This is a genomic window from Serratia sp. CY33525 (genome assembly GCF_052169115.1).
GTDB lineage: Bacteria > Pseudomonadota > Gammaproteobacteria > Enterobacterales > Enterobacteriaceae > Serratia > Serratia sarumanii.
On sequence record NZ_JBJNLK010000012.1, the window covers coordinates 119840 to 132165 of the forward strand.

Sequence of the window (12326 nt, forward strand, 5' to 3'; positions counted from 1 at the left end):
TGCATCTCCTGTTTCAATTATTCAAAAGTTTATTAATTCTTTCTAAGTTTTTTTCGTGGTGCTGCAACCATTTATCAGCCCCATAGTCACCATTTTCAAAAGCGATCTGAGTTATATTTATCAATTGCATTAATTTTTCTCGCATTGATTCCAGTCTAATTCTATCTACTGATTTCATGTCCAGTGTTTCATTATCATATTCTATAAATTCATTGATTTTAGTACACGGACGAACTAAATAGTTATGCACACAGTAGCCAAATTCTGTTAAGTGAATTGCTCCTTGATTCAGGTTATCAAAATCAACTGTCAATTCATTTGTGGGTATTGACTTCCTTTGACAATAATTTTCCATGCTCAATTTAATAGTTTTGATTTTATCTAACATATCTTCTTCTGACACGTGATTATAAACTCTGTTCTGATTCACATTGACACGACCAGACCATTTAGCTATATCCAGTTCAGACATTTCACCATAATGGGCTATTGTGTTTAAAAGATGTCTTGGTTGGTGTGAGCGAATAAGTAGTGGTTGACCTTCGCTATCATAATACCCGTGTCGGGCGAAAATATTTTTAAATCCATGCTCATGACGTTTTTTATTTTGTATATCATTAAAAAAGAATCCTTTAGTTGGCTTATGAAATGAGTAGATATCAATCATTTGGGATAAGGTAAATTGGCGAGGATTTAATAAACATAATGCATTGCTAAATCTTATGGATTTTTCTTCATCATACCAAGGAAAGTCTTTACTAAAACCAGAGATAATTATTTCCCATAACTCACTTAATGAATAGCTATAATCATTGGGGTTTAAGAAACTTTTCCCACCATCCAAACTTGTCTTTTTAATTTTTAGAACGCATGATTTGTGATCATATAAAGGGTAGCCAAGTGCATGACAAACCTGTATAACTGTCAACTTTGATTTTTCATCAACTTTTGGGCAAAGTTCATGTTGGTAAAATTTATCAGGATATTTTTCGCACCATTGAGCAAACACCCTTGCATTTTGTGATAAGGAAAGCAATCTTCTAATCGCTTTCTTCGCAACTGGTATCATAACCTGTGGAATCCACTTGATATTAGGGCCATACCCCTTAACCGAATAGAATCTCAGACCATATCTTTCGATACCCTTCTCATCTTTTTGTGTAATCTCACAATCAGCAGGTAAGGCTAAAATCTCAGAAATTCTGCTCGGACAACAAAGCAGAAGTGCAAATACTGCACTGGTGAATTTATCCCTTGGACTCAGTAGCTCATCATTTTTAGAAAAAATATCAGCAATAGCAAGTAATGCTGCTTCATCGGGTAACTTATCGTTTCTGTGATAGTCCTCAATCTCAGGAAGATAGTTGTTTTTGACCTTCTGCTTCACGTGGTTTTTCCAGGATATGTATCCTGATTTCACAAGGTTATGTTCACATAGAAATTTTGATATTTTTTCAAGCTGTATCCCACATTGAGCGAGAACATTACCTTCAAAATATTTGCTTCCGATTTGCATTGCCTCATCAAAAACAACGGCTGTAACATTATAAATGAGACCACTGTTCAGAACCTGCAAAAGAGCCTGTTCGAGACATCTCAAAGCCATCATTGTTGCCCCATAATTTTTCAAGGGTTTCAATGAGTGTTGATATCTGATATATGCTTTTGCAAAATCGAGAAAATCTTCATGCATTGCATCTTTGGAGTTAAATGCTTTATGTCCAACCCCTATCTTTCTAAAGGTTACATACCCTTTCCAGACATATTGTTCCCAATCCTGAGTTTGGGTGAGCCCTGATAGTTGATAGCGACAAAAATTTATGAATTCATTATAATTGTTTTCAGCCGTAAGTTCTTTTTTAGATTTAAATAAAATAATATTGTTCATCGGGGATTTACCTCGTCAATATCAACTGGCATAAAGAAAGCACATTCATTACAAGGAAAATTTACATTTAAATTCTGACTTTGGCATTTTCTAGAGGAGCAAAACTTGAAATTCATCATCTCTTTTGATTTTATTCCATTCATAAAAATTTCAGCGACAAATGACAATTGTTCTGAAACAGCGGAATCAATCCTTTCAACACTCTCAGCAAGATTTTTAATATAAATTCCCGTACTTGAAGTAGAAGAATGATCCAACAATTCAGCTATAGTATTGGCATTATGACCATCCTTAGCCAGCATAGTTGCTATTGTATAACGAAGCCTGCGAGGAGTAGCATTGAGTAGAGAACCTGTACGATTTGAAATTAAGTTCCCAGTATTAACAATATTCTTTAATGCTCGATTAGCAATTGTTGGTTTTGCATATATTTTATTAGATTCCAGGAAGTTAAAATCTATTATGGCTAAATCAAGCAGTTTTTCCTCGTTCAAGAAAACTGGAACCTTGCCTTTGGCATGATCATCAAGGGTTTTGCCAAGGTTTTGCTCAACAAGCCTCACGGAATGATTAGCTTGAAGTTGAACAATTGATGCAACCTCTGAGATTATTGGCAGTTCTCGATATTGTAGTTGTTTACCCCTTTGTTTAACTCGTGGTACTGAAATTAAATATTCTACTTTACCATTATCTAACTTCTTTTGAAGAAGGTCTTTATATTTCAACATAACTAACTGCTGAGGTCTTCTACCGGTAAGACTTATTAATAGCGATATCGCATAATCTGCCAGTGACAGTTCACCTATGCTATATGCGTGACTCATAGCCTTGATCAAGGAAGTGTGTTCCTCTTTAGTCAGTGGACCCACAGTTGGATCATCTTGTAATATAGGTTGACCAGCTTTTTTTATTTTTAGGTCAAAATGCTTTGCTATTTCAACAGCACTTTCATCTATTCCGGGGTATCCTAATTCAAACCATTTAGTAAAAAATGGCCGTAAACCTCGAAAATATGATGGTTTATTTGCTGATTGCATATTTTGATATTGGATTATTACTTTATCATCAATGTAATTAGGAGAAACATTGTTAATAAAATTCTTCATATTTTTAACTATTGTTTTTACATACAAATGGCTTCTACTACAAAAATAATACTGTAATGTATTCACAAATCCACAAACCAAATTTTTGTTCATAGCACATATCAAGTCTCTAATATTGATTCCATAGCTCTCAATCAAAGTGACGATTTTTTGTTCATGAATTGACATTTTATCAGAGTTTTGTTTAATTAAATTATTCATCAAATCCTCCTTTAAATAGTTGCTCTTGCTGCTCAAGTGCAGTTTTTTTCGATAGCTCAAAAATATGCCTGCGATTATAGATTATTGAAGTGTCTGAACCTGGTAACCATCCCATTAGATAAGAACGGATTTGTTGCTCTTTTTCGTCGGATATGTCCTTAGCCTTATCTATTGTTTTCGAGAACTCATAATTCCATGTGTGTCGTAATTTATGGCCTGTTAATCCACTTAGAAGCGAGGATGATTGACGAACAACACTCACTATCTTATGGTATGAAGAAAATGACAGCGGTTGCCCTTGAGTCTTCCCTTCTTTATAGGTAATAAAAAGAAAGTCATGCTTATTAGCATTTTTGACTTTCCTACGATCATTCAAGATATAATCTGAAATTTCATATATAAGGTTCGCATGAGCAATTAACTTCCTCTCACAAGTCTTCACTAATGGCTGATAAACTCGTGAATCTGTTTTATCATTTGCTCTCCTCCTTATTGCTATTGTTGATTCTGCAAAATCTATGTCACCAATTCGCAGATTCAAAAGTTCACCGGCTCTCATGCCAAAGCAATGTAATAATAGGAATATTAGGTTATTTCTTTTTTGTACTATTTCCGTAAACGGATTCAAGTTACTTCCTGGCGAAAGAATGCTAAACAAAGAATCCAGTTGAGCTTTGTCTAAGCTCTTTTCGATATCCATAACATATTTGTCATTGTTTCTTGGTTTCTTTCTTTTTATGTTGTTAATGAAAACAAGTATCTCTTTGATTGTATCTTTCTGACCTGTATGAGAAAGAAGTATTTTACATAGCCATTCCAGATAGTTAGCTATTGTTGTAATCCGAAAATACTTAGTTGGTTTTTTGACATTTGAACCGCAAAAATCACTATCTACACCACTTTTAAAATTGAATGAAGTAAACTCAATCAAATCATCAATTTCATGAGGAGCCAGAAATATCCTTTTCTGAATTCTTTCATCAATATTGATCTCTTTCCTCATAAAGAATCGATATAACAATGAAATGCTACCGGCAATAACTTTCATTGTTGATATAGACTCTGACCGATTTCTGACTTGTGTTGTTATATACAAATTTGGATAATACAATGGCTCACCAGTTTTTTTATTTACAACATGACAATACCTCTCACCATTTTCCAACATAAACGAATCTACACAAATACTGCTCATATTTTCCTCCTAAACCTTACAAAAAGTATAATTCCAATATATTAATAATAAGCATTTCGTAGATTTACAAATTTATTTGGATCGATTACGATATTTATTTAAATTAAAACAGTGAGATAGACGATTATTCCTGTCAAATTATCATCTGGTAGATCTAGTCATTATTATGTACACCTAATACTTCGAAAACTATCTCACTGCCTTGCTAATGAACGGCAACCAAAATAATGTAAGTTATTCTGTAAAGTTTTAAGATAAATTATGCAGCCAAACTTTACATTTTCATAAAAAGCTCTTAATCCATTAGATATAAAATTATCCGCTTCGCTAGGAGTTTCAATTCATCAGGACATTTAATTAGAGATAACCAGGTCTCGTAAACATATATCTGTTTGCAAGCATTAAGCTCAGAGATCGAGTCTAAAGGTTCTCTCAGATTTCCTACAAGGTACTGACTGAGCCAGTAAATGATTTCTTTATTAAACTCGTTATTAGGTAAGTCATAAATCACTTCTTGGTCAAAGATCTTGTAAAAAAGATCTCCGCATAAATTGCACATATGGTTTTCTTCGCTTACAAATTCTTCGATATTCATAAAATCACTCCTAAGTTCAATTAAGCAACATTATTTCGACTTGTTTCGATAACAGACTGAATCCAGGTATCAATCTCACTTTCAACGAAAGCTACTGCACGACTTCCAATTTTGACAGGAGCAGGAAACTTACCATCGTTGATCAGACGATATATCCAGGCTTTTCCGTAGCCAGTTCGTTCGAGAACTTCTGGTAATCGTATTAGGCGGGTTGCTTGATTTTTCATTTCGTTATCCCTTGTCGTTGCGGTGAAGTCACTATACGAACAGTTGGGAAAAGAAAAGAGCGAAGCTCCTGAAGCGGAGGTTCTTCGTAGCTATGCAGGATGGTTTTCTCGAAGTTGGTGCCGTACAGAAAAGGGGAACTTGAGAGTAGCTGAAATTCCCCCGTTTTATAGCAAGTGTCAAAATGCCCGGTTTAAAGTAAAAATCGCAAAAAAAAGCACCATTCACAATGATGCCTTTAGTTAAATTTAACAATTAAAACAAATAGTTATACATGTAATTCTAATCAGATAGTTTCATTACATCAGAGACTTTCATTTGCTTCAAATGGCTATTTTTGTTCATGAAGTAATGGAATTGTCGGATAAAGTCAGTTGTGCAGGATTTAAGAGCCAAAGGCCTGTCGGTATCTTTGATTTGGCTAGACTGCCTCATTTCGCTTTCTTCGTCATCGTCTGTATATAGCAGTCTGGATAACCTGTCGTCAGAGACACGGATTTTTTTAACGGCTGCCCACACCAGGATATCCAGCATAGGTATCACACGATAACTGATGAGTTTCTTGATAGTTCCATACCCAAAGCGAACTGATTCTAAAGGATCTGGTTCGATACCTTTGATTTTACGCCACTGCGGTAATGCAGCTTTAAGCGACTCTGCAATCTCTTCGTCTGTGCCACTTGCCAAATCAATCTCGAACATGACTGTTCGTGAAAACTGATCTGGCATAATATCTGAAAGTGATTCCTCCCGAAGATCTCTGTTTATTGAATAATTGTCATCACCATCCCAAACAAAACCTCCGCGTTGCATAGCAATGATGCTCGTTTCAGCAAGGCGATCAAGAGTTGTTAGAAAAAAATGGGGAGGCTGAAAAAGTTTATTGGCAGGAGTCATGTATCCCAGTTGCCCTTCTTCAATTAAAAAAGGATTGCCACTGAAAATTTTTGAGAAGTAACCCATAAGAGTTCTGCTCTCAAACTCTTCCCGATACTCCTTAAAGAACAAGTTACGAGCCCATATCTCATGGTAAAACTGGAGCAATGAGAGGTCTTCAAATTTGCGATATGTATCAATCTTAAACCAACTCTTGATGTCTTTTGTGTGCTCTGGTGACCAGTTGTTCAAAATCCATTCCCCACCTATGCTGGTACTGCCCTACGGATAGAATTCAGTTTCGCTGAAAAACTACCGCATTCACTAATCGGTGAAAAGCAGATCGTGCTTGCGCAGTTCAGCTACTAGCAGGGAGTTGAACTGAAGAATTTGTTTCCTTTTGATACAATTCTCCAATCCGCTAATCGTGATAACCCATACCATTACGATTTATGGTTCCTTTTTAGAACCACACATAAAATTCAAAGTATAAATAACATTAAAAATCAATGGAATGAATGGCTAATTACAGGGACGCCAGCCCCACCAAATACGTCGCCAGTGAACCAGATAGACCCGGCGATAATAGCGAAAAAGCCCACGACTTCGGTTGTGGGCTTTTTTGTTTTTGCAAAAACCAATAATGCCGTTTTAAATCAGTTAGTTATTGTATACGTGAATTGACCTGTTCCCCGTTGATTAATACACAACGATGTTAGTAATGTCTTCATAAGCCACATGAGGACATCCCCATGAAGAAGTGTTTTTCCGACGAACAGATCATCAGTATCCTCCGCGAGGCTGAAGCCGGGGTTTCTGCCCGTGAGCTCTGCCGTAAGCACGCCATTTCCGACGCCACCTTTTACACCTGGCGTAAGAAGTATGGCGGTATGGAGGTGCCCGAGGTTAAGCGCCTGAAGTCGCTTGAGGAAGAGAACGCCAGGCTCAAGAAGCTGCTTGCCGAAGCCATGCTGGATAAGGAGGCGCTTCAGGTGGCTCTGAGGCGAACGTACTGACGACAGGCCAGAAGCGGGAAGCCGTGGTGTTGATGTGTGATGCGACCGGTCTGTCGCAACGTCGTGCCTGCCGGCTTACAGGTTTGTCCCTGTCGACCTGCCGTTATTATGCTCAGCGTCCGGCTGCTGATGCACATTTATCAGGGCGTATTACTGAGCTGGCGCTTGAACGCAGACGTTTTGGTTATCGGCGCATCTGGCAGTTGCTGCGTAGGGAGGGCCTTCACGTCAATCACAAGCGGGTATACCGTATTTACCACCTTAATGGACTGAGCGTAAAACGCAGACGACGCCGTAAAGGGCTGGCGACCGAACGGTTTCCGCTTCTGCGCCCGGATGCACCGAACCTTACATGGTCGATGGATTTCGTTATGGACGCACTGACCAACGGTCGCAGGATCAAGTGCCTGACCTGTGTGGATGATTTCACGAAGGAGTGTCTGACGATCACCGCTGCTTTCGGTATTTCAGGCGTTCAGGTCACGCGTATTCTGGACAGCATCGCCTTGTTTCGGGGGTATCCGACGACAATAAGAACCGATCAGGGCCCGGAATTTACCTGCCGCGCGCTCGATCAATGGGCCTTTGAGCATAGTGTAGAACTACGGCTTATCCAGCCAGGTAAACCAACGCAGAACGGATTTATTGAGAGTTTTAACGAACACTTTCGCAATGAGTGTCTGAATGAACACTGGTTCAGCGATATTCTTCATGCCCGGAAAACAATTAATGACTGGCGGCAGGATTATAACAAGTGCCGTCCCCATTCATCACTGGATTACCAGACACCAGCTGAATTCGCAACGGACTGGCGAAACAGGAAATATGAAGAAAAACCAACCGACATTACTAACTGAAGGTTGTATCTAATCCTGGGTGCAGGTCATTCTAGCCTTTATTCAAACCTCTGTTCCCTTTCACTATCTTCTCGTTGTTCGCGTTCTTTTTGGCATTCCACCCACTGCATCATTTTTTCGCAAACTACTTTGGTAGCCTCTGCAATATCAGTGCGTTCGTGTTTAATCAATGTACTTAGAGTCCTTGATCTAGCTTGCATTATGTTCGCAAGGCTACCAGTCCAGGATGATGGAGTAATACGCTCAGCAAAAGACTCCAGAACAGCTAGTGGCTCAGGGGACGCCTCTAGAAGTTTTAAAGCCGTTTCGTGTATGGTCAGTGCGCTCTTCTCAACATTTTTTGACCAAAGATTGACTCCACCAGCTACAACGGGCCAGACAAAGGGATCATTTCTGGCGTAGCACCATGCAATTAGAACGCTTATATTTATCTTTGCTAGGGGATAGGTACGTAAGCCACCACGTCCAATAAAGAATTGTCTTCTTTGCCGCTGTTCCTCAGTACCTTCAAAAATGCGATTGAGAAATGCTTCTGGCATCGATGCAGCAGTTGTAGCTATAGTTTTATGAAATCCAGACACATATCCATAATTTTCATCAATTACGCTGAATATTGTGTCCAACCACTCTATTTTTTTCGCTTCATTACCATCGAAACGCAACGCAGCATCGATAACTTGTTCCATGCGATAATCGATTGTCCCCCCTTGGTCTCTGTCGCTGTTTTGAATCCTCTGGATGGCTGCAGCGAGACCGATTAATCGAAAGTCTCCACCAAGCGTATCTGTAGATTCATCTTTACCATGAAGCTTCATGGATAGTGCATCCAAAATAACATCGTTGCCGCTAACTTTATTTAGGAGGCGCTTAGCAAGATCAAGTAAACGGACTCTCGGTAAATTGGCGTATTGGTCTCTCCAGAGAATTGGCTCATACATGAAAGGGCGAATGTCTGGATCATCCAAATGCTTCATGCAGCGATCCAAATCATTTACTGTAAATTTCACCCAAGGATGCAAGCCAACCAATACCTGTCGAAGTTCAGGATGCTGCGCACATTGGTCGAGAAACTTCTGTGCTAATGATGGATCGACAGAGTCAACTTCTTCGATGAACCCCCCAATAACTCCAAAATCTTTGTTAGCATCTGGCTGTTTTTCAATTTGTTCAACAAGTCGCTGCCAGACAATACGTAGATCATGTGCCCCTCGAGCAAGTCCTCGACCAAAGACAGCACGATAAGGCATTCCACCGATGGAGAACAGATCTGCCCCTAACTCTTCAAATGCATGATTTGATAAAGAAAAGCCCTGTCCCAATTGAAGTGCTTTAGCTTCAAGTCTTTTTCCGGCTGAGGTATATTTAACGGAGTCCTCATGATCAAAATCAGCATCCAGTGCCCAATAATCATGATTTTTACTCAACACGTATGTCTTTATTGTTGGAATTAACGCAATGGGCTCCAACTCCTTATCTAAGGCAGCAAGATTATCCGGCAACGGCTCTACATCATCTCCATCGCTACGCTTGGTATAGTCAAAATAGACCGTTGAACGAACGGCTTTCCAACCTTCCCCCCAAGGACTTATAGCATTTAATGTACGGGCAGCATCGACGAGTTTGTCTCGCATTGCTTCTTGAAACCAAATTCCCCTGAATTTGTCAGCCAGGATTGATCGTGCCGACCTTTCAAGCTCAGGATCTCCGGATGCCGCTAATTGGATAATGACGTCAATAAAGGCGCTGCGCCATTCGACAAGTTCATCATAGTTGGGTTCGTATCCATAGTCTCTTGGTCGAGCTCCAAACTCACCAACCCCAAACCCTGACCACGGTGGGCCATCCAGGGCAGTTGACAGCATCTTTAAGCCCAAAGATCTACGCGTAATAATGCTTGATGCAGTGCATTCGTTCATTAAAGCAATACGCTGGCTTAGGGAAGCATGAGTACCAGACAGATACGCCTGGAAAAACCTCGGGACCATGTTTCGAGCAGAATCCAGGTCATTATTATCGGCTTCGTCTTCTGCCATTTGAATAAGAAGCCTGGCGCATCGTTCAAAGGCGTCCGGTTCGTATGCCATCAATTGTAAAAGACGCAGAATACTACGTCGCTGCGGATTGTAGCCCGGTTCCATACTTTTGAAATCAGATGATGAGAGCATGGTCTCAATTCTATTGAGCAATGCTTCAGGTGCAACCGGTCCGATATACCCAAGTATTCGTAACGAAATATCATTTAACTCGGCTATTCTTCCTAACATCCCTTTAGGCTGTAGCCAAGCTTCTACAATTTCTTTCGCAACAGGATGGTCATGCAACAACCCTAGGCGATGCGAAAAAGACATTAATAAACGCTCACAATCCGGAGCTTCAAAAGTCGCCCTAAGTTGATCAACGGGAATACTGTCGAGTGCGGATGCTGCCAATCTGTTAGCAATAGCATGAGGTAAGATAGCTCTCCAGTGAGATCTTTTCTGAACGATATGACGTTCCATCAGCTTCGTAACGGCTTTAAATAACTGGGTTCTGGAATACCCAAAAAACGCCCCTAATATTTCCAGTTCATCGGTAGCAGCATCTGGACTAGATACCGAGAATGAATACATCAGTGACAATATCTCAGCTTGCTCCCGTAAATTACCGTCAGGATGATTACGCTGTTCAAACAAGCGATTAAACAACTGCGCATCAGAAAGTAGAGCCAAACTCTCGCCTTCCTCTCCTCTCTCAGCTATAGCCAAAGCAACTCTTGCATTCCCAGCTGCAAACTCAGCAATACGACGGGCATTATTCTGACCAATAGAAGGGAAGCGACGGATAAGAAGTTGCTCTGCCACCTCTGGACCATCTGTCTCAATATGGATGACCTCAGTTGTCTGTGGTTTGTCATCCCTTATGTCGTACTCGATTGTGATGAGGCTTACTTCTTTTCCTGCGGCTGATACCTTGCTGGCAAGCGAAGCATGGAGTTCTGATGGACAATTATCAAGGATCATAATTGCTCGTCGGTCCTCAGCGATCAGTTTATCAAGCATTGCTGTAGCCGAAGGTACTGGCTCAAAGCCAGTATCAACATAAATAGCTACTGTCCGGTCAAGCGCATCTGTTCCAACAGTTTCATCAAAGAGCGCCTGAACGATCCGAGTCTTCCCGACACCAGACAATCCTGTAATACGAACTGCCTTATTCGTCGAACGAATAAGGGCACGCATTGGGCTAATTGCATCATCAATTTTGAGTTTATTTCCCTTTCCCGACGGTAAAGTAATGGTTACACCTGGGGCTGAGATTAAAGAGTCTGTAACACCTTGTGGCGGATTGCTCCAAGCTCCATATGGTTGCCAGCCGGAATACCCTTGCCCAAGCTTCCCTTTTACCCACAGCATGACTGATGGATGTTGGCGCAGCCATTGAATGAGTTTGGAACGGTCGTAGAAATCAAGATGAAGATTGTTTTTGTTAGGATCATCTTTTACTGCATCCCTCATCGCATTAAGACGATCTCTCTTTCCAGACGGAGAGCAATCATCACCCATGCTGACAATGATGTAGCTGCCTTTTTTTCTGGCTTGTTCAGATATGATGGGTGAAAGATCTATGCCAGTGCCCATTTCCTTCACGATTGCAGACTTTGGCATTGTAGATTTCTTTGCCTGAAATACGGTATCAAGTCTTACAAGAAAGCCATTATTCAGTTGCTCAACTGGAACCTGAACATGGATATCAATTCCTCCGTCAGGAGCAGTGATTGAACCAGACCAATTTACACACGCAGGGCTATGGCCATGCATTGCTACTTCAGCTTCCGCTAGCCTGGCAATCAGCTCTTCTAGCTGAGTATCGGAGAGCCGAAGTAATTCGTCCTTTTCAATGTCAAAGATTGCCACGCCTTCACCTTAGTAAAAAAATTCTGTCATGGTTCGTACACTAGGGACACTGGACTGACCCCATGCCCGTAGACAAATTCTGTCCTCACGACGAGGCCTGTTCGAAGTCCTCCGGACTGACGCCGCCGAGATGACTGTGGCGCCGGGCCCGGTTGTAGAACACTTCAATGTAATCGAAGATATCCGCCCGGGCCAGATCCCTGGTTTTATATATGCGTTTTCTGATCCGTTCTTTTTTCAGCGAACTTAAGAACGATTCGGCCACCGCATTATCCCAGCAGTTGCCACGCCTGCTCATGCTTGGCGCCAGGTTATTGGCCCGGCAGAAGCGCTGCCAGTCGTCACTGCCGTACTGGCTGCCCTGGACGCCCTTCTAAGAGTCAAGCTGTTATCGGGATACTGTTGATCCGCCTGTTTTGATTGCGCAGTAACGTGTAAACTTCGCGGGAGATATATCGCTTTAGACAGCGTATCGCT

8 protein-coding genes and 1 pseudogene are annotated in these 12326 nt (G+C 40.8%); 1 reads left to right on the top strand and 8 read right to left on the bottom strand.

The window, feature by feature from the left end:
- Positions 1-13: 13 nt before the first annotated feature.
- From ACJ8IM_RS22745 to ACJ8IM_RS22770, 6 genes are all read right to left on the bottom strand, one after another.
- Complete coding sequence (locus ACJ8IM_RS22745) at positions 14-1888, bottom strand: DNA-binding protein (RefSeq protein WP_106731720.1); 1875 nt, start codon at positions 1886-1888, stop codon at positions 14-16.
- Complete coding sequence (locus ACJ8IM_RS22750) at positions 1885-3195, bottom strand: tyrosine-type recombinase/integrase (RefSeq protein WP_106731721.1); 1311 nt, start codon at positions 3193-3195, stop codon at positions 1885-1887. Before ACJ8IM_RS22750 ends, ACJ8IM_RS22745 begins: the two co-directional genes overlap by 4 nt.
- Positions 3188-4390 (bottom strand): tyrosine-type recombinase/integrase, encoded by a 1203-nt coding sequence (locus ACJ8IM_RS22755; RefSeq protein WP_106731722.1) that lies wholly within the window; start codon positions 4388-4390, stop codon positions 3188-3190. The genes ACJ8IM_RS22750 and ACJ8IM_RS22755 overlap by 8 nt, the downstream gene beginning before the upstream one ends.
- 295 nt (positions 4391-4685) lie before the next feature.
- A complete protein-coding gene (locus ACJ8IM_RS22760) occupies positions 4686-4985 on the bottom strand; it encodes a hypothetical protein (protein ID WP_001019190.1) in 300 nt (99 codons plus the stop codon).
- Between the two features lie 20 nt (positions 4986-5005).
- Positions 5006-5212 carry a helix-turn-helix transcriptional regulator gene (locus ACJ8IM_RS22765; protein ID WP_000795663.1) on the bottom strand — a complete coding sequence of 69 codons (207 nt, stop codon included), beginning with the start codon at positions 5210-5212 and terminating at the stop codon, positions 5006-5008.
- Positions 5213-5492: 280 nt separating this feature from the next.
- On the bottom strand, positions 5493-6338 hold the full coding sequence (locus ACJ8IM_RS22770; protein ID WP_001067212.1) for a DUF6387 family protein: 846 nt from the start codon (positions 6336-6338) through the stop codon (positions 5493-5495).
- A 500-nt stretch (positions 6339-6838) separates the two neighbouring features.
- On the opposite strand from ACJ8IM_RS22770, the gene ACJ8IM_RS22775 reads away from it, so the two are divergent.
- Positions 6839-7959 (top strand): IS3 family transposase gene (locus ACJ8IM_RS22775; protein WP_101455624.1). Its coding sequence is split into 2 segments (ribosomal slippage): positions 6839-7094 and positions 7094-7959, totalling 1122 coding nucleotides; the frame shifts between segments, so codons are not numbered across the junction.
- A 38-nt stretch (positions 7960-7997) separates the two neighbouring features.
- Here ACJ8IM_RS22775 and ACJ8IM_RS22780 read toward each other — a convergent pair.
- Complete coding sequence (locus ACJ8IM_RS22780) at positions 7998-11849, bottom strand: hypothetical protein (protein ID WP_033654313.1); 3852 nt, start codon at positions 11847-11849, stop codon at positions 7998-8000.
- Positions 11850-11934: 85 nt separating this feature from the next.
- Positions 11935-12213, bottom strand: a pseudogene (locus ACJ8IM_RS22785) (IS3 family transposase); the annotation flags it as partial.
- Positions 12214-12326: the final 113 nt, after the last annotated feature.

Coding starts and splice junctions, on each gene's coding strand:
- ACJ8IM_RS22745 (WP_106731720.1), bottom strand. CDS start 1,888: ATGAACAATATTATTTTATTTAAATCTAAAAAAGAACTTACGGCTGAA.
- ACJ8IM_RS22765 (WP_000795663.1), bottom strand. CDS start 5,212: ATGAAAAATCAAGCAACCCGCCTAATACGATTACCAGAAGTTCTCGAA.
- ACJ8IM_RS22755 (WP_106731722.1), bottom strand. CDS start 4,390: ATGAGCAGTATTTGTGTAGATTCGTTTATGTTGGAAAATGGTGAGAGG.
- ACJ8IM_RS22760 (WP_001019190.1), bottom strand. CDS start 4,985: ATGAATATCGAAGAATTTGTAAGCGAAGAAAACCATATGTGCAATTTA.
- ACJ8IM_RS22750 (WP_106731721.1), bottom strand. CDS start 3,195: ATGAATAATTTAATTAAACAAAACTCTGATAAAATGTCAATTCATGAA.